Source organism: Priestia sp. D51 (assembly GCF_053345675.1).
Genome location: NZ_JBLTIR010000003.1, coordinates 330,797 through 356,314 on the forward strand (window position 1 = coordinate 330,797; position 25,518 = coordinate 356,314).

Consider the following 25,518-nt stretch of genomic DNA (forward strand, 5'->3'; position numbering starts at 1 on the left):
TCAATTTGTTCGTCTTTAGATTGGGTTGATTTAGCCATAGTTCAATCACTTTCTTAATGAACAGGGGGAGAGAAGATGGGAGAGATACCTGTAGGAGTACAGCTTTATACGCTGCGTGAAGAAACGAAAAAAGACTTTAAAGGAACTCTTCAAAAAGTAGCTGCTTTAGGATATCAAGGGGTAGAGTTTGCAGGGTACGAAGGATATACAGCGCAAGAAGTAAGAGCATGGTTAACGGATTTACAGCTGAAGGCAGCTTCTAGTCACGTGCCGCTTGAACAATTAGAAGCGAATTTAGAGCAAGTGATTCACTTTGAGCAGCAAGTTGGAAATTCACATATTGTTTGTCCTTATTTAATGCCTGAACGACAAACGGAAAAAGGGTATTACGAACTTATTGATTCTTTAAATGATATTGATGCTTATTGTAAAAAAGAAGGCATGTCGTTTAGCTATCACCATCATGATTTTGAGCTGAAAAAATTGTCAACCGGAAAGTCTGCTCTCCAAACGATTCTAGAAGAAACTGGGGTAAATGTAGAGCTGGACATTTATTGGCTGACTAAAGCAGGCGAAGATCCAGTGGAGTGGATGAAGCACTATCGAAATCGTACGCCTTTTATCCATTTAAAAGATATGACAACAGACGGCGAGCAATTTTTTGCTCCTCTTGGTACCGGAGGGGTAAATGTAAAGGCTGTCATGAAAGAAGGCAATAAAGCAGGCGTAAAATGGTGGATGGTTGAACAAGATCAGTGCATAGAAAGTCCTCTTAGCAGTATTAAAAAAAGCTTGGCATATATCAAATAAAAAAAACGAACAGACGCTGTCTGTTCGTTTTTTATTGATAAGCTGGAGTCCATTCAATTTCTCCGCACTTATTCGTATAATCAATATTTACTTCAAAGTTATGTTTTTCATAAAAATGAATTAATCTTTCGAGATGATCCCAGTCGCGCTCAGCGATATCTCCTTTAATGACATGAACATTTTGATCAACCGCTACTTCTTTTAAATAATTCATACATACAGAGCCATATCCCTTATTAGCGGGACCTTTAATATCACCAATAAAAATCGTGTGATTATCTTCATATACGCCATCGATGGCAAAATCCCAAGCCCCTCTATAGGCTTTTGTGCATTCATTTAGCATAATTTTACATGCGTTTCCGTCATTTTGTGCCGATACAATAACTAACTGATTATCTTCGGGCTGATCGACACCGATAACTTCGTACTTTTTAGCAATTTCTTTTAAATTATCCTGCATGCGAAATAGCTGAAACTCTAAATCATCAAGTGTTTCTTTTAGTTCTTCTGCATTCTGGTTTTTTTCTGTAAGCTGAGTAAACATTTTATACTCCTTTCCGTCTGTTTTCGGTCTAAGTGCGCCTATGACAAAGAGGACACGGTGTATAAAGCGAAACTTTATTTAGCAAAGTATCTGCCTTAGTAAAAATATAAAAAGGAAAGAACCTGATTTGATTGATCGTTCATCAAAACGGCTGCTTTCCTTAACATTCACTTTTAAATTTTTTACAACGTGTATAAGGGTAACAAAGACTCATTAATTTTGTCAATAAGGTTGCAGGTCTATTTGTAAAGAAGATAAAAGGACATTTTACTTATCTGGAAAGAAAAATAATGAGTGAAAAAAGAATCATTTTAAAGTAAAATCATTGGAGGAAAAGTATGGTTAAAAAGGAATTGCTTTTCATTTTGAAAAAACATACTTAAAATAAAAGTAAGAAAATATTTCATTTACTTACAAAATATTATAGAAAAATGGATGGAGTAATATGGGGTAAGTGTTAACTATATCGAACAAAGGGTGTATAAGATGGATAAATATCAAATTGCATTATTAGCTAATGTGCGTAAGCAGCTGCAAGAGTGGACTGATCAAAATAAAGAAATACCTCATGAAGAGGTGTACCGCTTTTTGCATTCAATTTCTGGAACGTCTGCGACTATTGGACTGCATTATTTAGGAGATCGTTCCCGCGCGTTAATGGAAGCTGTTGAAAAAAAACAGAAAAAAATCTGGGATTACAGGGAGTTGAATACTTTTTTATTAGATATTATTAAAATTTGTTATCAAGATGAAATTCAATCCGCAGAAGATATAAATAAACCGATAGAAATAAGTGAACAAACAGCTAATATTTTACTTGTTGATGACGATCTTTCAATGCTGATGTATTTAAAAGAACAGTTTGAAAAACAGGGATGGTACGTATTAGCAACTGCATCTAAAGAAAAAGCCATTACGGCTTTTTACGAATTAAAGCCGGATTGTTTTGTTGTTGATGTACATATGAAAGACTGTACAGGCTTTGACATTCTTTCATTTTTACGCGATAAAACAAAGCAACTGTTCGTTCCGATTGTCATGATGAGCGTTGATAATCAAAGAGATACGCGTTTGAAGGCTTTTAAATTAGGGGCCGATGACTTCCTTGTTAAACCTCTCGATATGGAAGAAAGTCTACTTCGAATTGGTCATCATATTGAACGAAAGCAAATGTTTAACTCCTATTTAATGTTTGATGAATTAACAGGAGCCTATAACCGAACGTATTTAAAAGAAATCTACAGTCAGCAGCTATCCAGCTACGACCGCTTAAAAGATCCTTTTTGTTTAGCGATTTTAGATTTAGATTTCTTTAAAAGAATAAATGATCAGTATGGACATCTTATGGGAGACCGCGTGCTGCAAGCATTTGTAGAGTATATGAAGCATGAAATTCGTCCAACAGATCACATTTTTAGATATGGAGGCGAAGAATTTATTCTTTTACTGCCAAAAACCAATATAAAAGAGGCAGAAACAGTATTAAATAGACTGTTGGATTCCTTTGTGAAAAAAGTGTTCACACATCAAAGCAATTCGTTTTATTGCAGCTTTTCCGGCGGAGTTGTAGAAGTTCATAACAATGAATGGCCGTTAGAAAAAGCGCTTCATCAAGCTGATGAAGCATTATATATAGCGAAGGAATCAGGACGTCAAAAAATTGTAGCTTCTTCTCAAAGCAAGCTGGTTAAAAAGCGAACGCTTCGTATGGCTATTATTGATGATGATTCTATCATTCGAACGATGCTGAAAGAGCTTTTAAGTAAGATTGATGTAGGAGATCGTTATGAAGTGAAAATAGAAGTGTTTAAAGACGGCATCGAGTTTTTTGAGTCCCAATGGATTCACTCTAGCGATCACTACTTTGTTATTTTAGATGGAATGATGCCTAAGATGGATGGCTTGGAAGTGCTGCAAAAATTAAGGCAGCAGAAACGTCACGATCAGTACACGGTTATTATGCTTACATCACGAAACAGCGAACAAGATATTCAAAGAGCGTTAGAACTTGGGGCAGACGATTACATGACAAAGCCATTTAAGTTAATGGAGCTTGAAGCGCGCGTACGTCATTTAATGAAGAAGGTGAAATAAATGGCGATGTCAATTCAAGTGGTATATATCTTATTTAGCGGATTGCTATTGCTGTTGGTTTGTTTTCTAAGTTATTTACTTATTCAAAAAGCGCGTTTAAACGCTTTCCGGGCAAAAGTAGAATCCTATAAAGATAGTATAAAAGAATCTCTTTTTATTTATTTATACAGAAAAGATGAAGAACATCGGATAGAGCCTAAAAATAAAATAGAGCTGGCGGGTGTAGAGGAACTATTGAGCGGTTTTTCTGCAGCTGTGCAAGGTGATGACATTCGAAATAACATCACGCTCTATGCGGAGAAGGTTTTTACACCCAAATATAAAAAAGAGCTGCATCATTCTAGGTGGAGTGTCAGAATGAATGCCCTTTATGCTATTGAAGATTTTGGTCTTGCTACGCTAACAGACCGATTAGTAGAAATGTATGAGAAAAAAAATAGTACAGCGGCTGAAAAAAATCAAATTTTAAAGATTTTAGTTAAGCTAAACCGTCCTGAGTTTGTTATATACATGACGAATGCCTCTAAACCGCTGTCTGAATTTATGTACCGCTCTTTGTTTGGAAATATGAACAGTGAGCAGTTTCAGCAATTTATTAATAAATTTGAAGACCTGCAAGAAGAAATTCAGCTGCCACTTATCGATATGATCGGTATCAATCATAAGTTAGAGTATATCGATTTCTTAAAAATGCACATGAAAAGTTCATCAGAAGAACTGCGAATTCGTTCGTTGAAATCACTTAACGCTTTATCTTTTCCATTAAAAGTAGAGGAGCTCACGAAACATCTTCAATCAGATATGTGGCAAGAGAGAATGATGGCTACCAAACTAGTAGGCAAAACGAGAGATGAGAAGGGATTGTTACTTCTCGAGCAGTCGCTGAAAGATTCTCATTTTCTTGTGCGTTCGAATGCTGCTCAGTCAATGATGAAAATCCCAACGGGTACAGAATACTTAGTTCATGTATATGAAACGACTGATGACAAGTTTTCGAAAGATATGGCAGCAGAATGGCTTGAAAAGGGAGGAATTACGGTTGTGGAATAGTGTTTGGCATCTTTTTTTGTCCATTTGCGGATGGGCTGTATTTGCTTATATGATTTTTGTGCTTTGTTTTTATTTTATGATGTTTATCATCTCTGCTTTTCAACTGCGAAAGCAATATCAATTAAATGATGAAGAACCTTATGAAGATTTGCTTGCGGTTAGCTATACAACGCCGTTATCTATATTAGTTCCCGCTTATAACGAATCTGTCGGAATTATTGGAAGCGTGCGTTCGCTGCTTGGAATTGAATATCCGGAATATGAAGTAATTGTAGTAAATGATGGATCTTCAGATGATACGTTAGAAAAGCTCATCGAAGAGTTTTCTCTTGTGAAAATGAATCGAGTTGTGAGAAAGCAAGTGGAGACGAAAGAAGTAAAAGCTGTATATCGTTCTAAATTATACGATTATTTATATGTAGTCGATAAACAAAATGGAGGAAAGTCAGATGCATTAAATGCAGGAATTAATTTATCCAACTATCCTTATTTTTGTTCGATCGATGGTGATTCAGTGTTGGAAAGAGACGCTTTTTTAAAAGTTATGAAGCCAATTATTGATTCAGACGGAGAAGTAATTGCTTCAGGAGGAAGTATTCGAATTGCAAACGGATGTAAAATCGAAAACGGTGCGGTCGTATCGATTGGACTTGATACGCAGCCGCTTGTTGTGATGCAGATTATTGAATATTTACGTGCCTTTCTTATGGGGCGCATTGGTCTCAGTCGCCATAATTTATTACTTATTGTGTCAGGAGCATTTGGCGTATTTTCTAAACGCTGGGTGATTGAAGCTGGGGGTTATTCTCATACAGTCGGCGAAGACATGGAGCTTGTTGTTCGCCTCCACCGACTGATTAAACAGAAAAAAGCCAACAATCAAATTGTTTATATTCCAGATCCTGTATGCTGGACAGAGGCACCTGATGAAATCAAATATTTGCGAAGACAGCGAAACCGCTGGCACCGCGGTTTATTTGATAGTCTTTGGAAGCATAAAGAGATGCTGTTTAATCCGAAATACGGAAGTATCGGAATGATTTCTATGCCTTATTTTGTGTTTATTGAACTAATCGGGCCGGTCATGGAAATGTTAGGCTATTTGTTTATTGTTATTTCTCTAGTTGTAGGCGGGATTTATGTAGAATTTGCGTATTTGCTTTTTCTCTTAATGGTTGTATATGGTTCTCTTTATTCAATGGCGGCTGTTTTGCTAGAAGAGTGGAGCCTTCGCAAATATCCAAAAGTATCTGATATCGCTAAGCTGTTTGTCTTTTCCCTGACTGAATCCTTTTGGTATCGCCCTCTAACTGTTATATGGCGCTGTCATGGATTGTTGGACGTTATTCGCAATAAAAAAGGCTGGGGAGATATGCAGCGAAAAGGAGTTTCACAATGAAAAAATGGTTATTAATCGGCGGCATTATTTTGGTTATGGCAGTAACGGCTTCGCCATTTCTTATTTGGCAGCTAAAGAAACCAACTGATTTGAATATGCTTGTCATTGATAAAACAGTGCCAGATCAAACGTTTCGAGAGCATCAGGGCTTAATGTGGATGCTGAATCAAGCGAAAGTACGCAAAGACGGGAAGCCTTATGAAATCTCAAAAGATTATGCAGGGTTTTATCCGAATGGAGATAAAACATACAGCATTAAATCTCTGCCAAAAACAAACTCTGCAGATATGATTTATATCACGGACACGTATGGCGTATACAAAGAAGATTTAGGCGTAAAAGCTAAAAGAGGAGATCGTTCTCAGCTGGTGTATGGCGGCATGACTTCTGAAGACGTGAGCTACGTTAAGAAAGCACTGAATGGACGTACAAAAACGCTGATTGGAGAGTTTAATACATTTGGAAGTCCTACTTCTCTAGACGTTCGCAAAGAACTGTATGAATTGTACAATGTTACGTGGTCCGGCTGGATTGGTCGCTATTTTGATGAATTCGGCAGTGAAGAAGTTCCTGCTTGGGTGAAAAGTGCTTACAAAAAGCAGTACAACAAAGAGTGGAACCTTACGGGCAAAGGCTTACTGTTTGTTAATGAATCCAATAAGCTCGTTATTATAACAGAAAAAGAATTAAAAGAAAATCCAGTATGGTTTGAATATACAAAGCAAGGAAAAAAAACATTGAATTTACAGGATGAATCTGCTTATCAATATTGGTTTGACGTCATTACGCCCCAGCAAAAAAGTGATGTGCAGGCTCAGTTTGTCTTTCACTTGGATTCTGAAGGAAAAAACAAGCTAAAGGAAAATGGTATTCCTTTGTCCATACCAGCAGTCGTTCATCATAATAAAGAGCGATATGATACTTATTACTTTGCAGGAGATTTTGCAGATCAAGGAGAAGTACCTTCCATTTATCAAACCTCTTTTTACCCGGTGTGGAAGAAATGGACAGAGAAAATCGGAAAAGAAGATGAGTCTTCTTTTTACTGGACTGTTTATCTGTCTCTTATGAATAAGATTATAGATCAACAGCAACATGCATCGCAGCCTGCTTCTGTTACTTTTAATGAAAATATGGAAATCTATGAAGATACTGACCGTAAAGTAGCAGGGAAAGTAGGAAAAGATTATTTGCAAGTTTATCAAAACGGCAAGTGGAAAGATTTGCTGATTAAAGGAGTAAATATGGGCATTAGTAAGCCAGGCCATTTCCCTGGTGAGACCGCTATTTCAAAAGAAGAATATTTGCGCTGGTTTGAAGAAATTGGCAAGATGAATGCAAACTCAATCCGCGTATACACCATTCACCCTCCCGGCTTTTATGAAGCGCTTGCTGAGTATAACCAAAAAGCCAAAGAACCCATTTATCTTTTTCATGGAGTATGGGTGAATGAAGAAGTTTTCTATGATTCACAAGATGCTTTTGCAAAGGAAAACACAAAAGAATTTGAAGCTGAAATGAAAAGGATAGTAAACGTTATTCATGGAAATGCAACACTGCCAAAACGGACGGGACATGCAAGCGGAACGTATACAGCAGACGTGTCTCCTTATGTTTTAGGCTGGATTATAGGAGTTGAATGGGATCCCACGGTAGCCCTTTCGACAAATGAAAAACATAAAGGAATGAAAGATTTTAAAGGGAAGTACATCTATACGGAAAAAGGCAATCCCTTTGAAATTTGGCTTGCGCAGCTTATGGAAAAAACAATTTCCTATGAGCAGAATAAATATGATTGGCAGCGGCCTATGAGCTTTACGAACTGGGTGACGACGGATTTATTGACTCATCCATATGAGCCTTCTGAAGACGAAGATAAAGTGTCTGTTAATCCTAATTTAATTCACACAACTAAAAAATTTGAGCCGGGATTATTTGCTTCTTATCATATTTATCCTTACTATCCTGATTTCTTAAACTACGAACCTCGTTATCTCGCTTATCGCGATCATCGAGGAGAGAAAAATAACTACGCAGGTTATTTGCAAAATATGAAAGAAGTTCATCATATGCCCGTGCTTGTTGCTGAATTTGGCATTCCGGCTTCGCGAGGACTCACCCATAGAAACGTATACGGATGGGATCAAGGCTTTCATACGGAACAAGAACAAGGAAAGATTCTGTCACGCTTGTACGAAGATATTGTTGAAGAAAAAATGGCTGGCGGTATGGTCTTTACATGGCAAGATGAATGGTTTAAGCGAACGTGGAATACGATGGAGTACGACAATCCGAACCGCAGGCCATTTTGGACGAATTTGCAAACGGGAGAACAGCATTTTGGCCTGTTGAGTTTTGATCCAGGAACAAAGCTGAAAGTCAAAGTAGACGGCAAGTCAGATGATTGGAAAAAGCTGAACAGCAAGTCGGTATATAAGCCGTCTAAGAAGTTAAAAGCATTGAACATTACAAGTGATGAAGGTTATCTATATCTACACGTGAGTGCAAAAGAGCTGGAAGATCAAAAGCTTTATTTCTTGTTTAACACAATTAACAATCAGGGACAGTCAAAGATTCCTCAAATTCCTTCTTTAAAAACAAAAGGAATTGATTTTGTAGCAGAATTAAACGGGAAAGAAGACAGTCACTTGTGGATAGACAGCTATTACGATACGTATTATTTTTCGTATGCCCATCAGCTTCAAATGATTCCATCTGTAAAAGGAACCGATACAAAAGATAACGGCATGTTTAATCCAATCAGGCTCGCCCTTAACAAAGAGTTAGCGATTGGAGAGGGGAAAAACAAGAGAACCATTCCTTTTGACGCCTATGAAACTGGGAAGCTCCAAGAAGGAAACAGCGATCCTAACTCTTCTTCATTTGATTCGCTGGCAGATTTTAAAGTGAATGAATCAAATGGAATTGCTGAACTTCGCATTCCTTGGGCGCTTTTAAATGTAAAAGACCCGAGTCAAAAAGAAATAATGGGAGATATTTGGTCCAAAAAAGGATTAGAATCCAGCGAGAAAATGAAAGGAATTCAAGTGGGAGTCGTAGCTGTTAATAAGAAGAGCAATGACGTGGAAGATACGTTTCCGACTCAGAAAAAAAGAGAACTTTTATTAAAAGATTTTTACTTATACAAGTGGAAAAATTGGGAGTATCCAACTTTTCACGAACGAATAAAGCCGTCCTACTTCATATTGCAAAAAACGTATGGACGACTACAAGCGGAGGAATAACAATGGCAAAAATTTTATTAGCGGAAGATGAAGAAGTGCTTCGTATGTTAGTGGTAGATACGCTTGAAGATGAAGGACATGAAGTGACGGAAGCAGAAAACGGCGAAGAAGCGTTGGAGTTTATTAAAGAACGTGATTTTGACTTAATTATTTTGGATTATATGATGCCCGTGTTCACCGGGCTTGAAGTCATTCAGCAGCTAAAAGAAATGAAAGATAAGCGCCATACAAAAGTATTGATGCTTTCAGCTAAGAATCAAGCTGCTGATCAAAGCCGAGTGTTAGAAGCAGGGGCTGCGTATTTTATGTCTAAACCGTTTAGTCCCCTATTGCTAGCCGAACGTGTTGAGGAAATTTTAGATGAACAATAAACTAAAACGAAAAAGTATCTCAACCCAGTTCATCTTCTTAGCAAGTATCCTTTTACTTGCTTTTGCGGCGGGTTCAACTGTACTTGTTGTACGGCAAAAAGAAATTACAGCTGATTATGCCCAGTACAGGGCACAAGTACGGGAAAAGGCACAGCTGCTATCTACAATTGATAAATCAATGAACAGAGCTTTTTTGCAGGCTCGTGGGTTTATTGCATTTGATTCAGAGGATATGTATAACGAGGCTGCAAGTCAGCAAAAAAGTATCGAAGAAAATCTTGATCGACTTTCAGGTCTAGCGGCAGATAGACGTGAACGTACGTTTGTAAATGAAGCCACGGTGATGCTAAACACGTATTTTAATCAAACGCTTCCTTATTTTAAAGATATTTACGACAAAAAAGGCATTGAAGGAGTCCGCTCTAGTCCTGAGCGGAAGGCTGCTTCTAAATCAATAGAACAAATGCAAAAAGAACTTGATGACTACCAAAATGAATTAACTAAAGACTTAAATACACAGTACGATGACACGTCGAGTGACATGCAGAAAAGTCAAACGTTCTTTATTTTATTTTTAGCGTTTACAGTGGTCATTTTATTATTGCTTACACGGGTATTGCTAAATAAGTTTGTAAAGCCGCTGAGTCAGCTAGCATATACGGCAAGCGAAATTGCTGCGGGAAAAGAAATGCCTATGACATTTGATGAACATAGAAGAGATGAAATCGGTATGCTATCTCAGGCCTTTTACAAAATGGTATCGACTTTGCAAAATAACGAACAGGAGTTAACGGCTCAAAATGAAGAGCTGATTGCACAGCAAGATGAGTTGCACAGTCAGCAAGATGAACTTCAGCACGCATTGGAATTGACAAAGGAACGAGAAGGAGAGTTAGAATTGCGCAATTTATTTGTGCATGGACTAACAAATTCTCTTCACAAGCAAGAAGTTCTCACGAGTGCTGTCACAAACATGAGCCGGGTGATGAAAGCTGATCACGGTTTTATTATGCTAACCGATGAAAAGACACATGCTTCATTTGGTCTATCTTCATCAAGTATTAAACAGATGATGGAAAACCTTCATAATAATTACATTAATCATGTGCAAAAGACGAAAAAATGTATGGTAGTAAAAAGAGAGTGTATAGAACATGAGCGCCTGTATCACCGGCAAACGTTTTATTTGTATGATGTTATCGTACCGGTGCTGTCTTCACAGGGAGATATGCTAGCCTATATGTTTTACAGCCGCTACGCGGATGAATACACAGAACATGAATTACAGACATTTGAAATATTGGCCAAACAAATTACGATTGCTCTTGAAAAAATTTATATTTACGAAGAGTCTGAGCATGACAGACTGCTATCTCAAGATATTTTAAATTCGATTCAAGAAGGAATGCAGCTTGTAGATACAAGCGGTACGATTCTACAAGTGAATACGAAGACTAGCGAATTGTTTCAATATGAGCATCAAAGCGGGCTTCTTCAGCTTTCTCGTGATCAATGGCTAGATGCTCTCTCTCAAAAAGTCGAAAATATAGAGGAGCTAAGACAATACGTTAAAGCCATTTGTAAGGGAGAGCAAGTAGAAAAGTCTTTTGTTTATTATCTGCATACGGAAGGTAAGCGAAAAGTTATAAAGGTTTATAGCGAATACGTATATCGAAACCGTCAGATGTTTGGCGTATTGTTCGTTCATCGTGATATTACGAAAGAATTTGAAGTTGATCAGATGAAGTCGGAATTTGTAAGCACTGTGAGTCACGAGCTGCGCACACCTTTAGCAAGTGTATTAGGGTTCACTGAGCTTATGCTAAACAAAACATTGAAAGAAGAAAGACAGAAGAAGTATTTAACTACTATTTATCAGGAAGCACAGCGGTTAACTTCTTTAATCAACGATTTTTTGGATGTCCAAAGAATGGAAGCGGGGAAACAAACCTACGATAAAAAGTATCAAGACATTCTGCCACTTATTAAGCAGGTGATTGAGGTCCAGAACATACAAACAAGTAAGCATGAATTTGATATGATTTCCGATCAAGAGCATTTTACAGTAATGGGAGATAAAGATAAGCTTCTGCAATTGTTTAATAATGTAATTAGCAATGCAGTAAAATATTCGCCTGATGGAGGGAACGTTACAGTTAAAGTGTATCAAAAGGAACACGCTGTTTATATTGATATTCAAGATGAAGGAATTGGTATACCAAGTGAAGCGCTAGGACATTTGTTTACCAAATTCTACAGAGTAGATAACTCCGATATGCGCAAAATTGGCGGAACGGGTCTAGGGTTAGCAATTGTAAAAGAAATTGTAAAAGCTCATGGTGGAGACATTACTGTACAATCAGAATGGAAAAAAGGAACAACATTCACGGTTGTTCTCCCGCTTCTACATGAAGTTCAGTACGATGAAGAAATGATGATAAGTGCGAATGATAACCGTAAAAGCGTAGTGATTGTAGAAGATGATAAAAGTTTAGCGACGCTTTTACAGGTAGAGTTAAAAGAAAGCGGCTTTCACGTTCGGTATTTTAATAACGGAGAAGACGCATTAAACTCTATTCATCAGCAAAAGCCTGAAGTGGTTGTTCTAGATATCATGCTAGGAGAAAATAAGTTAGACGGCTGGGATGTTTTAAGGCATCTCAAAGAAAATACAGAGACAGAAAAAATTCCTATCTTAATCTCATCTGCTTTAGACGAAAGAAGCAAAGGATTAGAGCTTGGAGTGTGTGAGTTTCTGATTAAACCCTATCAGCCTAGTAAATTATCTAAAACGATTCTCCAGCTGCTTTTGAAAAAACAAGAGCATGAAGGAGAAATTATGATTCCATCAGATAAAGAAGAGTAGAAATTTGGTGAGGCTTCGTTATATGTACGGAGTCTCATTAAACGAAAAGAAAATTAGTAAAGTAATAAAAAAACATTGAAAACGCTATCAAAATGTGGTTTTATAGAAAGTAGGCATAACATGATGACCTTAGAATTACCTTTTTCCACCTCCTTACATGCGTAAGGAGGCTTTTTTGTATAAATATAGTAAGATAAGATAACAAAACCTCATGCAGAATCGTTTATTGAATTTCAGCTCGTTAACAAACTGCTCAAGAAAGTTTGATAGTGAAAGGAGTGAAGCTCTAGAAACGATTTCACAAAGGGAGGATAGTCTCTCCAAGAAGTGAAGGTAGTTCAATTTTTATAATCATAGTATAATAAAAAATACGGTTATAAAAGCTGTGTTTTTTATACATCTTTTATATAGAAGGTAAGATTGAATTTTATATTTTCTTAAAGGAGGTCTTTCCTTGGATATTGCGTATATAATTGCTGAAGAAAGAATTAGACAAGCAATAAAAGACGGTGACTTTGATAAGCTGCCTGGGGAAGGAAAACCATTAAAGTTAGAAGATTTATCACATATACCTGAAGAACTGCGCCAAGCGTATAGGATGTTAAAAAATGCAAATATGATAAGTGATGAACAAGAGCTAAAACGAGATATGGCTACAATAGAAGAATTGATTTCTATATGCACGGATGCTAATGAAGAACAAAGGCTAACAGAGATGCTTACGGAAAAGCGTTTGCGCTTTGAGCAGCTCGTTGACAAGAAAAAGATGACAAGTTCTGCAGCTTACAGGACGTATCAGAATAAAATTTACTCCAAATTTTTTTATTAATGAGTGTAATAGACGAGACGATCGGAGGGTGAGAACTTGCGGCTGTTAATTTTATTGATTAGTATCATATTATTTATTTCGCTTTGTTTTTATATTTTTGCCCCACAAATAAAACGAGGCGCCCAATCGAAAAATGTGCCGGTTTTATTTATTCATGGCTATTTAGGCAGTCAAAAAAGCTTAGGGAAAATGATTAAACGATTTGAACAAAACGGATGGGGAACTAAAGTAGCTTACTGCGTCGTTCAAAAAGATGGAGCTATTCAGTGGAAGCACATTATGAAAGCAAAAGAGGGAAAACTTCCGCTTATTCATATCGTCTTTAAAAAGCCAGATGCCAGTATTGCACAGCAGCAAAAATGGATTGAAGCTATTATGCAAGATGTACGTGATACATATAAAGCATCTTCTGTGGATTTAGTTGGACATAGTATGGGAGGAGTAACAGCAGCAGCAGTTAGTTTGGCTAACCCTCAATATATTCAAAAGTTAGTTACGTTAGGATCGCCGATTCAAGGATTAGATTATCAGGAATTAATGGAGATGTATCCTCATGCACGCAATCATATCGAATCTATGGGGGCTCGTGATTTAGCTTTTCACTCTATAGCGTTAAACAAGCTATACGAAAGTCGTCAAGATTTCTCAAAAGAGATCGACGTTTTTTCAGGAGCAGGAGATGTGGGAGATAAGACAGATGGAGTGGTAACAGTAGAAAGTGCATACGGACTGCAAGAGTTTACCGAACACATTCATCTCCAAACGTTTCATGAAGCACATTCGGATTTACATGAAAGCTCAGAGGTTGATAAAGCTGTTTATCAATTTTTAAAACGAGATTAAAGGGGGATTACGATGCTTTACTTAATTAGACACGGCCAAACAGATTGGAATAAAAACAAACTTATTCAAGGGCATGCTGATATTCCGCTCAACGAAACAGGAAAGCAACAAGCCAAACGCGTAGCGGAACGTTTTAAAGATATCCATATTGATGTAGTCTACACAAGCGATTTGCTTCGTGCGCAGGAGACGGCTAGGAAAATTGCCGCAGTCGCTAAAGTAGAGAAAGTCGAGGTTTGTGAGCAGCTGCGCGAGCGCTCTTTTGGAGAATTAGAATCAAAGAACGTAGAAGTTCTGCATGATCTTGTGCCAAACTATGCGACAAATTGGGGAGAAGAACCTTTATATAATATTGAAACACTCGAAGCCGCTCAAGAACGGATGGTTCGGCGTTTAACGGAAATTATGAAGGAGTCTATTGGAAAGAAAGTAGCAGTTGTTAGTCACGGGGCGGCAATTAATACATTCATTCATCATGTAACAAGCGGAGAACAAGGAACAGGGACTACTATTTTACAAAATACATCGATTACAACTTTTGCTTATGAAAGTGGAAAATGGCGTCTTGAAACAATCAATGATGCCAAACATCTTGAATAAATATACTTAAAGAGGCTGTGACAGTAGTATTTTAGTTGAGGGAGGATCCGAACGATTAATCGTTCGGATTTTTTTATGGTTATGGTGAACGCAGGTTTCATATATGTAAGTACTTCTGGCTGTTGATTGGAGGGAAAGGCGAAGACTCCTATGGGAAAAGCGGAAGGGATGAGACCCCGCATATTAATTTTATATATAAATATTTATACAATTGATTTTAATAAAAATGCATAGTAAAATAAGTTTTATTACTATTCTATTAAAGCGTTTAGTATAACTGGATTTCCTAATATTGTTTAATAAGTAGCTATATTTCGGAATAAGATTAATTGATTTGTATAATTTCAAGGAGGATGTAGTATGTCTAAAGATTGGAGTCACTTATTTGAAAGAATGCCTGAATTGTTAGCACCGACAATGGCTAAAGATCATCCGAATTTGCCCGTTGTGAAAGAAGAAGGATGCTATTATTATGGATTGGATGGTAAAGAATATCTCGATTTTACTTCCGGAATCGCTACGACAAATGTAGGACACAGACATCCGAAAGTAGTAAAAGCAATCAAAGACGGAGCAGATCAATTATTGCACGGTCCCTCAGGTGTCATTATGTACGAATCGATATTAAAGTTAGCCGATGAGTTAGGAAAAGTAACGCCGGGCAATTTAGACTGCTTTTTCTTTGGAAATAGTGGCACAGAAGCAATTGAAGGAGCCTTAAAATTAGCGAGACATGTTACAAAGCGTCCGTATGTTATTTCTTTTTTAGGGTGTTTTCATGGCCGCTCGATGGGAGCTTTAAGTGTTACAACATCGAAAAGCAAATATAGACAATTTCAGCAGCCTTCGGGACTGACGTATCAACTTCCATATGCCAATCCAAAAGAGTGCTCTGCGGAGCTAGACAGCGATGTATACTTTACTGAAAAGCTTGAAAAAGATTTTGAAATACTCTTTAAGCACCAAGTCACGCCTGAAGAAGTGGCTGCCGTTATTTTGGAACCAGTATTAGGCGAAGGCGGCTATATTATCCCTCCGAAAAGTTGGATGAAGAAGTTAAGAGAGATTTGTGATCGTCACGGAATATTACTTATTTTCGATGAAGTGCAAACAGGGTTTGGCCGTACCGGCGAATGGTTTGCTGGCCAAACGTTTGATGTTGTACCAGATATTATGGCTATAGCAAAAGGAATTGCTTCTGGAATTCCGCTGAGCGCAACGGTAGCTTCTCAAGAATTAATGAAGCAGTGGCCTCTTGGCACACATAGTACAACATTTGGTGGGAATCCTATCGGATGTTCAGCAGCTCTTGCAACTCTTGAAGTGATGAAAGAAGAACAGCTGCTGGATAACACGAAAAAAATGGGCGCTTATGCATTAGAAAAGCTGCATCTTTTAAAGGAAAAACATTCAGTTATTGGAGATATCCGTGGTTTAGGACTTATGATTGGAATTGAAATTGTTAATCCGCATACGGGAGAAGGAGATGGAGACGCTTTATTCGAGATTTTGGACTTAGCTTTAGAAAAAGGCGTGTTATTTTATTTTTGCGGAAATGCAAGTGAAGTTATTCGCATGGTACCTCCGCTTACTGTGACAAAAGAACAGATAGATGACGGCATTCGTATGCTAGATGAGGCTATTACTTCTTTTGAGAAAAAGTCAGCTGTAAAAGCGTAATAAAAAAATATAAAAAATTTATATATTTGTAACCTAGTTGTCATAGTAATGGTAGCGATATCATAGTTTTAGAGGGAAAACAATTTTCTGAAAAGTAGTTGACATCTGTTTGTGCAGCATGTAACATAATATTTATCTTATCAACAATTATCAACAAAATTCGACAAACTTCTTATCAAGAGAGGCGGAGGGATAGGCCCTGTGAAACCTCGGCAACGGACTTTATAGAACCGTGCCAACTCCCACAAGCAGTGCTTGAAAGATGAGAAGAGACCAGGCTTACTAACAATTGTGATCCCAACCTCTTCTTACAGGCACTTAGACACTGTAAGTGGAGGTTTTAATTTTATGACAAGAATATAACATTTAGATAAAAAACAGCAGGTGAAATTACCTGCTGTTTTTATATGCTGTAAAATGATAAATAACCTACCAGAATTCCTAGTAAAAGCATCCCGGCCGTAATACCAATAATCCACCACATCATTTTTTTCATTGTTTATTCCTCATTATCAATTGACTGTAGCTGTAGATCCGCCAGAAGCGCCGGAAGCCGTACCATAAGCGGTTTGTCTTTTGATTCCAGCATTTTTAGCTGCAACTTTCCACTGCCAGTCAATTCGCCCGTAGGCTCGATTATTTTGTGCCCAAGATTTTGAGCTCTTTTTTGAAATAGACACAAGGGGGTTTACGTTTTTTGTGACCACACCTCGTACACTTTTGACTGAAGTTACTGAGGAGCTTTTTGTGTAATAATCTACATACACCGTTAGTTTTGTTGTTGTAAATCCAGCCGCTTTATAAGAAGCCGTATAAGCTGCTGTTTTGAATAAAGGTGAAGCCGTTTTTGCTCCGTATGCTGCTGTACTTGCAGCTTCGACCGTGCCGCTGCTCTCTTCAATATCCATTTTGAACAGAGATGGATCCCTTAGTGATTGTACAACTTTTTGTTTTTGTTGACGCGACAGTTTTGAAAATTCATACAGTGAACTTTTATCACCTTGCCCTTTCAAGAACTGCGTGTAAGAAGCAACCGTTAAATGAGCAGGTTTTTCACTAGCCTGAACAGAGTTTGGTACGACTAATAGACATAATAATGCACCTATCAGGGAAAAAGCAAAAAACGTTCTTTTTGTAGCCATATTCATATAAATCCTTTCTAGTACTCTATCTTTATAAATAGATAAGAAGTAATTTATCGTTTTGAAGAAGGGCTGTGTGCTGACATATTAACTGTCATCACGACACGAGCTTGCTGTACAGATTTCATAAAGCATTCGTATAGAGAAGCGAATACTTTGTCCACATCTCCTTCTAAAGCTGTTGCAAAAGGCACGGTTTCGGCAAATACTCCCTGTTGTTTAACTGCGCCAATTCCGCTTTTGATGATGTCTACATAATGCGGCGTATCTAATGGATACAAAGAAAATTGAGTGGATACAGGGAACGAAGCACAAAGCTGTTGGTTTAAAGGCATGTTTTCTTTTGAGTTTATTTTTCTTTCTTCGAAATATTCTTCGTGACGCCCTGTTGAAAACGTGGCATTCAGCACAATATGCTTTTCTGATTTTCCAGCACTTTTATAAATGGCCTGTACAACTTCAAATACGTCTTTGGCAGTTCCTTCAATAAACGTACTAACACGGTCCGTTTTTCGCTGAACTTTAGACATATCCACTTCGTTTAGTGCGCTTAAAATAATATCGATGAAGTTATCGCTCATAACGGAAAGCGTAAAACGACAGCCAACATTTATTTTTTCCAAGTTAATCACCCCTAAAATATAGATTTGTAGTTTTTTAATCATACAAATCATAAAATAACTTTTCTGTTTTGTATAGAAACAGAAGATAGATTCTTTATTTTTAGTAAATATTACATAGAAGAAACGAGAATAAATTGCATAACATGAAAATTAAGGGTGTCAAGAAAAGTCACATAGTGAAAAAGAATAAAAAAACAATGTTAGAACTTCTGACAAAAAGCTGGTATATAGACTGAAAACACCATATTATAAATACAAGATCACATTATTCTCCTGCGATTTCGTATAACCTCTTGAAAAAGGGACTTGGGATTTTATCATAAATCCAACCTCCTAGCTGTATAATCAGCTAGGAATTTTTTTTACCCAAAGTCTCTATCGCCCATGAGGTTACCTGCACTTATTCAACTCAGAGCATGCACCATATATATTTAAGACCAGTGTAAGAAAGATTGCTTGAAGATGTTAGTGTTCGGTTTGAGCTAGAAATAGATAGATGTTACGAAAGAGGGGAAAGAAGGTATGACGCACACATTAATTAAAAATGCAGAGATTATTACGATGAATGAGAAGAATGATATTATTTACGGTGACCTTTATATTGTTGGAAATCGTATTGCAGCCATCGGGAAAAATCTGCATCCGGAAAAGGTAGATAAAGTCATTGACGCAGCAAATAAAACGATTGTGCCGGGCTTTATACATACTCATATTCATTTATGTCAAACGCTTTTTAGAGGGCAAGCAGATGATTTAGAGCTGCTAGACTGGCTAAAGAAGAAAATATGGCCGCTTGAAGCTTCGCATGATGAAGAATCTATCTATTATTCAGCACTGTTAGGGATCGGTGAACTCATTCAAAGCGGGACTACAACAATTGTCGATATGGAAACTGTTCATCATACAGACTCTGCTTTTCAAGCTATATCTAAGAGTGGAATCCGAGCTCTTGCAGGAAAAGTAATGATGGATAAAAGAGGCGACGATCTGCCAAAAGCTCTGCAGGAGACAACGGCTGACTCGATTAAAGAAAGCGTAGAGCTGCTTGAAAAATGGCATAATTCAAATAACGGTCGTATTCGATACGCATTCTCCCCAAGATTTGTGCTGTCGTGTACGGAAGATTTGCTGCGTGAAGTGAGCCATTTATCAGCTGCCTATAATGTTCATGTCCATACTCATGCTTCTGAGAATCAAGAAGAAATTCGCATTGTAGAAGCTGAAACGGGTATGAGAAATATCATGTACTTAGACCATTTAGGATTAGCCAATGAGCGCCTTATTTTAGCGCACTGTGTGTGGCTAAACGATCAAGAAAAGCAGATTATTAAGAATCAAGGAGTAAAAGTCAGTCATTGCCCAGGCTCAAACTTAAAACTTGCATCGGGAATCGCAGATGTGCCCAGTTTATTAGAGCAAGGTGTATTTTTAAGCCTTGGCGCTGATGGTGCTCCTTGTAATAATAATTTGGATATGTTCAACGAAATGAGGCTGGCCGCTACGATTCATAAACCCTCTTACGGACCAACAGCCATGAATGCAAAACACGTGCTCGAAATGGCTACAATCGGCGGAGCGAAAGCAGTTGGGCTTGAAAAAGAAATTGGAAGTTTAGAGGTTGGGAAAAAAGCGGATCTTGCCATTTTAAATTTAAATCAGCTTCATACTTTTCCATCTTACGGCGTAGACCCTATTTCCAGAGTTGTGTATTCAGCAACGCGAGGAGATGTAGAACTAACAATGGTTGACGGTGAAATTGTGATGGAGAATCGCGTGCTAAAAACAATTGACCAGGGAATTGTGCTGAAAGAGGCAAATCATTCGATAGATCGTCTTTTAAAAAGAATTCCACTTTTAATTTCGTAAGATGTAAAACGAAGAAGAGGCTGGGATAAAAGTATTTTAACAAAAGTAAAACTCGAATTATTAATCGGAGTTATTGATTAATAATTTGAGTTTTTTGTTGTCAAGGTGAACGTAGGTTTCATCTGTTTAGTTGCTTCTAGCTGTTGATTGAAGGACAAGGCGTAGATTCCTGCGATTATTCCATTTATTTGTCTTTAGAATGGATTTATTTAGTTATGTCTCAATCTCTTTTTTGTATAAATGAGTAAAAAGAGTACTCTTGCAACAGACTAAAAAGATAAGAGAAATAAATTTTCAAAATTCCAAACTAACGGAAGATAAAAATTTTTATAATGATAGCGTTTTCCACCTTTGCATATCTACAAATTAAGACTATAATAGGACAAAAGATTTTACTTTGAAACGTAAAATCCTCCTAAATCGTGTCCTTTTTAGGACATTTGAATAGGTAGGATTTTTTATTTTTTTTTAGAAGTAGGGAGGCGCGCGTGTTGGAGCGTAACGGAATATTAGAGCGCTTGTTTAAACTATCAGAGCGCAACACAACACCAAAACAAGAAATACTAGCAGGACTTACAACTTTTATGACGGTCAGTTATATGGTAATCGTCAATCCCATTATCATGTCTGACGCGGGTATCCCTCGAGAAGCGGCTCTTGCAGCTACCATTTATGCCATTGTATTTAGTACGTTACTGATGGCTCTATGGGCAAACTTCCCGATTGTAACCGGTCCAGGGATGGGTTTAAATGCGTTTTTTACGTATTCAGTAGTATTAGGACAAGGATTGTCATGGCAAACGGCACTTGGAGCAGTTTTTATATCCGGGGTCTTATTTTTTGTTTTAACGGTAACAGGAATACGCGGAAAGATTATTGATGCCATTCCGAACGTATTAAAGTCTTCAATAGCAGTTGGAATTGGTCTTTTTGTTGCGTTTATCGGTTTGAAAAACGCTGGATTAGTTGTGGCAAACGAGTCTACTTTTGTAGGGCTTGGAAATGTCATGGATAAAGGCCCGTTACTTGCTATTTTTGGGCTGATATTAGCAGCTGTACTGATGGCTAAAAATGTAAAAGGTGCTCTTATTATAAGTATTTTTGCTACGACAATATTAGCAATGATTGTAGGAGTACAAGCAGTTCCCCATTCTCTGAAAGACGTCTTTTCAGCTACGCCGCCAAGCGTTGGAGAAACATTCTTTCAAATGGATTTAAAGGGTGCAGTTGCCTACGGCATTTTTTCAGTTGTATTTTCTTTCACCATCGTAGAATTATTTGATACGCTAGCGACATTGATTGGACTATCTAAAAAAGCAAACTTAGTAGATAAAAACGGTAAAATTCCAGGTTTAAATCGCGCGCTTGCAGCAGATTCAATTGGTACAATGGCGAGTGCTATTTTTGGAAGCACTGCGCTAAATACGTATATTGAAAATGCAACAGGTATTGCAGAAGGAGGGCGTACCGGCTTAAAGGCATTAACGGTTGCCATCTTATTTATATTTACCTTGTTTTTTGCACCGCTTATTCAATTTATCCCAAGCGTTGCTACTGCTCCAGCACTCATTATTATTGGTTCGCTTATGCTAAGTGACATTCGAAACGTTAACTTCGACGATTTCACTGAAGTTGTTCCCGCTTTCTTAACAATTGTCATGATGCCGTTAACCTACAGCATTGCAGAAGGGTTAGCATTCGGCTTCATTTCATACACAGCGATTAAACTGTTTACAGGACGCCATCGCGAAATTCATTGGATGATGTATGTAATCACCATTGCCTTTTTTATCAATTTTTATATGAGTTCCCATTAGGGATGAAAAAAGACGTAGCATTAAGCTACGTCTTTTTTTGTTACTGAGTCCTTGTCAGAGAACATCGTGAAAGAATGAAGCTTTTCTTTTATTTTAGATAATTGTAAAATAATTATAAAAGGTGCGTTATAAAGGGTTGGTGGAATAAATTGAAACAAAGTAAACGCAAACGTGTAACCTTACAACAAGTGGCAGAACACGCGGGAGTATCTCGAGCTACTGCTTCGCTTATTGTGCGAAATAGTCCAAGTGTTTCTGAAAAAACAAGGGAAAAAGTTCTAGCTTCGATGAAAGAGTTAGGATACGTGTATGACCGAATTGCGGCAAATTTAAGATCTCAAACTTCATCAACAATCGGAGTTATTATTACGGATATATCTAATACGTTTTTTACAGAATTGTTAATTGGAGTACACGAGGAGCTCGAGAAAGACGGATATACGGTGTTTTTAGGTACGACGTTTGATTCGGATAATCGACAGGATCAGCTGCTTTCTACAATGCTGGAGCACCGGGTAGGAGGCATTATTTTATGTCCTGTTGCGGGTACATCGGAAGATACGATAAGAAAAATTCAGCATCTAGATGTTCCTTCAGTACTAGCAGTAAGGGAATTGCCTGAGGTGGAGTCAGATTATGTAGGGGTAGATTATAGCTTAGGCGTTCAAAAAGCGGTTCAACACTTACTTGAACAGGGACACAAAAGAATTGCATTTTTAGGAGGAACAACCGGTTCTACAACGTGGAAAGAAAGAATGGAAGGTTACCGTTCGGCACTAAAGAACGCAGGAATTTCTATTGATGAAGAGCTTGTTATTCCGAGCGGTCCGACAAGAAGCGGCGGTGTAGAAGCTGCACATCAAGTACTGAACATTTCTGAGCCTCCAACAGCAGTTTTTTGTTTTAGCGACTTAGTTGCATTTGGTGTTATGCAAGGTTTAAAAGAGAAAGGGATTGTTCCCGGAGAAGATATAGCGGTAGTAGGATTTGATAATGTCATGGAATCATCTGTATGTCACCCTACTCTAACAACCGTCTCTTCTTTTGCAAGACAAATAGGAAAAGATGCTGCACGGTGTCTTCATAACCAAATTGTTGATAAAAAAGAACATCATCATCGCATTATTTTAACACCTCAGTTAGTTGTTCGAGAATCGTCATCAAAAAAAAGAAGCAGTTAATGAACTGCTTCTTTTCCTTGTGAATTATTTAGACGGTTCGTAAATATCCCAAGCCATTTTCAAGGAATCAACGATATAATTTGCTACTTCTTCAATATCCAAATTGTCAGTTTCTACTTTGGAGTGGTGGTTGGAATAAATTGCTTGTCGCGTATAAAATAATTTTTCAATATCCTCTAGACTTCTTCCTTGTAAAACAGGGCGACTGTCAATAATGAGGCTGATGCGCTCTTTCCATGAATCCCATGAAAGGTCTAAAAAGAATACAATACAATTTGATAAGCATATTTTTTGAATTTCTTCTTGAAGAAATGCGCCTCCGCCAACGGATATAATTTTTAAACGCTGCTGAGATAACTGGCTAATTACTTCTTTTTCTTTATTTCGGAAAAACTCTTCACCAAACTCTTTAAAGATTTGTGAGGTAGGCATTTGAAACATTTTTTCGATTTCTTGGTCTATATCGACAAAATCTCTGTATAATTTCTTAGCGACTAGTTCGCCGATTGTTGTTTTACCTACGCCCATAAAGCCAATAAATACAATGCTTTTTTCTCTAAGAGACATCTCGCTGTAAGTCATTTTTCAAAGCCTCTTTCTGTTTTTAACAATAAAAAACTTATTATTTTGTATTTGAGTTATTAGAATTATAATACAAATTTTACTGTTTGTAAAAACAGTGAAAGGATATTATGTCCTAAGAAACAAGTATCAGCTTACATTTATAAAATTTCTGTTAGTCAACAGATGGGATTAGCTGTGAGTAAAACAAAAAAGCAATAGTTCAGCTCAATCATGATCATAAACCTTTATTATATTGATAACACTGCTATCTTTGATATTTCTAGAGTGTATGTTAGAAAAAAAGGGAAGTGAATGTGACGCTGCTTAAGAGACTATAATCAATATTAATAAATATTTTTAGAAAATTCTTTAATTTTCTATTGCTAGATTAAAATTTCTGTTGTAGGATTATGATAACGTTTACAAAACGAGTTATTACTTTAAATCAGTAGAATTTATAGAAAACTGCGTCAAATTTTAGATCGATCTAAAATAAAAATTAGATCGATCTAAAAAGGCAGTCAGGTCAATTGTTAAAAGGAGAGATCTCAATGAGCTTTAGACGAGCAAGGCCTTATGTAAATACAGAATGGCTTGAAGGTAATCGATTAGCAGTAAGTATTAAAAGTCCGTATTCGCAGGAAGTAATTGGTGAACAAATTATAGCAACGCCAGAAGATGTGGAACAAGCGCTATCAGCTGCCTATGAAGCCAAAAAAACAATTGCGAGTCTGTCTTCTTATGAAAGGGCCAAAATTTTAAAAGAAGCAGCATGGCTTTTGGAAAAGCAAAAAGAAAAATTTGCTTCTCTCATCTCAAATGAGTTAGGAAAACCGATGAAGAATACGTTGGACGAAGTATCTCGATCTGTAGAAACATTAGAGCAATCTGCGGAAGAAGCAAAAAGGCTTATCGGTGAGACGATACCAGGAGATGCTTCCGAACGAGGAGGAAAAGCGATAGCTTCCACATTTCGTGTACCAGTCGGAGTTGTTGCCGCTATTACTCCTTTTAATGCACCTTTGAATTTAGTATGCCACAAAATTGGACCAGCTTTTGCTGCTGGCAACAGTGTTATTTTAAAACCAGCTCCGCAAACAACTTTAGTTGCTTCAGAGTTTATAGCTCTATTATTAGAAGCTGGAATGCCTGAATGCGCTATTAACATGGTTTTAGGGGGAGTAGAAACAGGGCAGCAAATCGTAAAAGATGACCGTGTAAATATAATTTCTTTTACTGGTGGAACAGTGGCAAGCAGAAATATATGTGAACTGGCTGGAATGAAAAAAGTCCTTCTAGAGTTAGGAGGAAATGCTTCAACAATTGTTCATGAAGATGCTGATATTAAAAAAGCTGCTGAAATGTGTGGGAGAACAGGGTTTAGCAACTCCGGTCAAAGCTGTATTTCAGTTCAGCGTATTTATGTACATGACTCAGTTGTTTCTGAATTTACAGAGCTTCTGAAGAATGAGGTAACGTCTTTAAAAGTTGGTGATCCTCTGCTGCCGCAGACGGATGTTGGATGTTTAGTAGATGAAAAAGCAGCAAACCGAGTTTTGGCTTGGATTGAAGAAGCAGTCGATTTAGGTGCAAAACTGATATGCGGCGGCAAAAAGACAGGGGCTTCTATAGAACCTACTGTTCTATTAAATCCTCCTAAACAAAGCAAAGTAGTATGTCAAGAAGTGTTTGGACCTGTGGTGAGCATCATTCCTTATCAAAATATTGAAGAAGCTATTCGGGAAACAAATGATTCATCATTCGGTTTGCAAGCAGGGCTGTTTACAAATCAAATGGATTTAGCTTACCGTGTGGCTGAATCTCTAGAAGTAGGAGGAGTTGTGATTAATGGAACCTCTAATTTTCGACTCGACCATTGGCCGTACGGTGGAATAAAAGACAGCGGCGTTGGTAGAGAAGGACCTCGATTTGCGATTGAAGATATGACAGAAACAAAAATGATTGTCCTGCAGCTATCGTAGCTGAGTTTA

19 protein-coding genes and 1 riboswitch are annotated in these 25,518 nt (G+C 37.5%); of the genes, 15 read left to right on the top strand and 4 right to left on the bottom strand.

Going from position 1 to position 25,518, the window contains the following annotated elements:
- The first annotated feature begins 75 nt into the window (after positions 1-75).
- Positions 76-810, top strand: a complete 735-nt coding sequence (locus ACNHOZ_RS13625; protein WP_048020107.1) for a sugar phosphate isomerase/epimerase family protein — start codon at positions 76-78, stop codon at positions 808-810.
- 31 nt (positions 811-841) lie between these two features.
- On the opposite strand, the gene ACNHOZ_RS13630 is transcribed toward ACNHOZ_RS13625, so the two are convergent.
- On the bottom strand, positions 842-1,357 hold the full coding sequence (locus ACNHOZ_RS13630) for an N-acetyltransferase (protein WP_013055642.1): 516 nt from the start codon (positions 1,355-1,357) through the stop codon (positions 842-844).
- A 486-nt stretch (positions 1,358-1,843) separates the two neighbouring features.
- Here ACNHOZ_RS13630 and ACNHOZ_RS13635 point away from each other — a divergent pair, with 486 nt between their 5' ends.
- The 10 genes from ACNHOZ_RS13635 to ACNHOZ_RS13680 all read left to right on the top strand — a co-directional run bounded on the left by ACNHOZ_RS13635 (position 1,844) and on the right by ACNHOZ_RS13680 (position 16,334).
- The gene (locus tag ACNHOZ_RS13635; RefSeq protein ID WP_048020108.1) at positions 1,844-3,451 is read left to right on the top strand and encodes a GGDEF domain-containing response regulator; all 1,608 of its coding nucleotides are present in this window, start codon (positions 1,844-1,846) and stop codon (positions 3,449-3,451) included.
- Complete coding sequence (locus ACNHOZ_RS13640; protein ID WP_048020109.1) at positions 3,452-4,501, top strand: HEAT repeat domain-containing protein; 1,050 nt, start codon at positions 3,452-3,454, stop codon at positions 4,499-4,501. It begins immediately after the preceding gene.
- Entirely contained in the window at positions 4,491-5,900 is a 1,410-nt protein-coding gene (locus tag ACNHOZ_RS13645; protein WP_154989512.1) for a glycosyltransferase family 2 protein, read from the top strand. The genes ACNHOZ_RS13640 and ACNHOZ_RS13645 overlap by 11 nt, the downstream gene beginning before the upstream one ends.
- Entirely contained in the window at positions 5,897-9,145 is a 3,249-nt protein-coding gene (locus tag ACNHOZ_RS13650) for a hypothetical protein (protein WP_048020110.1), read from the top strand. Before ACNHOZ_RS13645 ends, ACNHOZ_RS13650 begins: the two co-directional genes overlap by 4 nt.
- Positions 9,146-9,147: 2 nt before the next feature.
- The gene (locus tag ACNHOZ_RS13655) at positions 9,148-9,516 is read left to right on the top strand and encodes a response regulator transcription factor (RefSeq protein WP_028412195.1); all 369 of its coding nucleotides are present in this window, start codon (positions 9,148-9,150) and stop codon (positions 9,514-9,516) included.
- Positions 9,506-12,382, top strand: a complete 2,877-nt coding sequence (locus ACNHOZ_RS13660; protein WP_255899427.1) for an ATP-binding protein — start codon at positions 9,506-9,508, stop codon at positions 12,380-12,382. The genes ACNHOZ_RS13655 and ACNHOZ_RS13660 overlap by 11 nt, the downstream gene beginning before the upstream one ends.
- 454 nt (positions 12,383-12,836) lie before the next feature.
- Complete coding sequence (locus ACNHOZ_RS13665; RefSeq protein WP_014461362.1) at positions 12,837-13,211, top strand: DnaJ family domain-containing protein; 375 nt, start codon at positions 12,837-12,839, stop codon at positions 13,209-13,211.
- 36 nt (positions 13,212-13,247) lie between these two features.
- A complete protein-coding gene (locus ACNHOZ_RS13670) occupies positions 13,248-14,054 on the top strand; it encodes an alpha/beta fold hydrolase (RefSeq protein WP_033578176.1) in 807 nt (268 codons plus the stop codon).
- Between the two features lie 12 nt (positions 14,055-14,066).
- Positions 14,067-14,654, top strand: coding sequence for a histidine phosphatase family protein (locus tag ACNHOZ_RS13675; protein ID WP_034269720.1), 588 nt, complete (start codon positions 14,067-14,069; stop codon positions 14,652-14,654).
- Positions 14,655-15,014: 360 nt separating this feature from the next.
- Positions 15,015-16,334, top strand: coding sequence for an aspartate aminotransferase family protein (locus ACNHOZ_RS13680; RefSeq protein WP_034269726.1), 1,320 nt, complete (start codon positions 15,015-15,017; stop codon positions 16,332-16,334).
- Positions 16,335-16,503: 169 nt separating this feature from the next.
- Positions 16,504-16,603: riboswitch (SAM riboswitch) on the top strand.
- A 243-nt stretch (positions 16,604-16,846) separates the two neighbouring features.
- Here ACNHOZ_RS13680 and ACNHOZ_RS13685 read toward each other — a convergent pair.
- Together ACNHOZ_RS13685 and ACNHOZ_RS13690 are read right to left on the bottom strand one after the other, a co-directional pair.
- Complete coding sequence (locus ACNHOZ_RS13685; RefSeq protein ID WP_048020112.1) at positions 16,847-17,476, bottom strand: hypothetical protein; 630 nt, start codon at positions 17,474-17,476, stop codon at positions 16,847-16,849.
- Between the two features lie 53 nt (positions 17,477-17,529).
- Positions 17,530-18,099 carry a YkoF family thiamine/hydroxymethylpyrimidine-binding protein gene (locus ACNHOZ_RS13690; protein ID WP_028412201.1) on the bottom strand — a complete coding sequence of 190 codons (570 nt, stop codon included), beginning with the start codon at positions 18,097-18,099 and terminating at the stop codon, positions 17,530-17,532.
- Between the two features lie 522 nt (positions 18,100-18,621).
- On the opposite strand from ACNHOZ_RS13690, the gene ACNHOZ_RS13695 reads away from it, so the two are divergent.
- The 3 genes from ACNHOZ_RS13695 to ACNHOZ_RS13705 all read left to right on the top strand — a co-directional run bounded on the left by ACNHOZ_RS13695 (position 18,622) and on the right by ACNHOZ_RS13705 (position 22,963).
- Complete coding sequence (locus ACNHOZ_RS13695; protein WP_048020113.1) at positions 18,622-19,965, top strand: 5'-deoxyadenosine deaminase; 1,344 nt, start codon at positions 18,622-18,624, stop codon at positions 19,963-19,965.
- A gap of 491 nt (positions 19,966-20,456) precedes the next feature.
- On the top strand, positions 20,457-21,782 hold the full coding sequence (locus ACNHOZ_RS13700) for an NCS2 family permease (protein WP_016763224.1): 1,326 nt from the start codon (positions 20,457-20,459) through the stop codon (positions 21,780-21,782).
- Positions 21,783-21,931: 149 nt separating this feature from the next.
- A complete protein-coding gene (locus ACNHOZ_RS13705; protein WP_028412203.1) occupies positions 21,932-22,963 on the top strand; it encodes a LacI family DNA-binding transcriptional regulator in 1,032 nt (343 codons plus the stop codon).
- Between the two features lie 24 nt (positions 22,964-22,987).
- On the opposite strand, the gene ACNHOZ_RS13710 is transcribed toward ACNHOZ_RS13705, so the two are convergent.
- Positions 22,988-23,545, bottom strand: coding sequence for a shikimate kinase (locus tag ACNHOZ_RS13710; protein ID WP_028412204.1), 558 nt, complete (start codon positions 23,543-23,545; stop codon positions 22,988-22,990).
- 533 nt (positions 23,546-24,078) lie between these two features.
- Between ACNHOZ_RS13710 and ACNHOZ_RS13715 the strand changes: the two genes are divergently transcribed.
- Positions 24,079-25,509, top strand: a complete 1,431-nt coding sequence (locus ACNHOZ_RS13715; protein WP_048020114.1) for an aldehyde dehydrogenase family protein — start codon at positions 24,079-24,081, stop codon at positions 25,507-25,509.
- Positions 25,510-25,518: the final 9 nt, after the last annotated feature.

Excerpts from the sequence above, each read along its gene's own strand:
- ACNHOZ_RS13630 (WP_013055642.1), bottom strand. The coding sequence starts at position 1,357 with ATGTTTACTCAGCTTACAGAAAAAAACCAGAATGCAGAAGAACTAAAA.
- ACNHOZ_RS13625 (WP_048020107.1), top strand. The coding sequence starts at position 76 with ATGGGAGAGATACCTGTAGGAGTACAGCTTTATACGCTGCGTGAAGAA.
- ACNHOZ_RS13650 (WP_048020110.1), top strand. The coding sequence starts at position 5,897 with ATGAAAAAATGGTTATTAATCGGCGGCATTATTTTGGTTATGGCAGTA.
- ACNHOZ_RS13685 (WP_048020112.1), bottom strand. The coding sequence starts at position 17,476 with ATGGCTACAAAAAGAACGTTTTTTGCTTTTTCCCTGATAGGTGCATTA.
- ACNHOZ_RS13710 (WP_028412204.1), bottom strand. The coding sequence starts at position 23,545 with ATGACTTACAGCGAGATGTCTCTTAGAGAAAAAAGCATTGTATTTATT.
- ACNHOZ_RS13695 (WP_048020113.1), top strand. The coding sequence starts at position 18,622 with ATGACGCACACATTAATTAAAAATGCAGAGATTATTACGATGAATGAG.
- ACNHOZ_RS13635 (WP_048020108.1), top strand. The coding sequence starts at position 1,844 with ATGGATAAATATCAAATTGCATTATTAGCTAATGTGCGTAAGCAGCTG.
- ACNHOZ_RS13715 (WP_048020114.1), top strand. The coding sequence starts at position 24,079 with ATGAGCTTTAGACGAGCAAGGCCTTATGTAAATACAGAATGGCTTGAA.
- ACNHOZ_RS13680 (WP_034269726.1), top strand. The coding sequence starts at position 15,015 with ATGTCTAAAGATTGGAGTCACTTATTTGAAAGAATGCCTGAATTGTTA.
- ACNHOZ_RS13655 (WP_028412195.1), top strand. The coding sequence starts at position 9,148 with ATGGCAAAAATTTTATTAGCGGAAGATGAAGAAGTGCTTCGTATGTTA.
- ACNHOZ_RS13675 (WP_034269720.1), top strand. The coding sequence starts at position 14,067 with ATGCTTTACTTAATTAGACACGGCCAAACAGATTGGAATAAAAACAAA.
- ACNHOZ_RS13640 (WP_048020109.1), top strand. The coding sequence starts at position 3,452 with ATGGCGATGTCAATTCAAGTGGTATATATCTTATTTAGCGGATTGCTA.
- ACNHOZ_RS13660 (WP_255899427.1), top strand. The coding sequence starts at position 9,506 with ATGAACAATAAACTAAAACGAAAAAGTATCTCAACCCAGTTCATCTTC.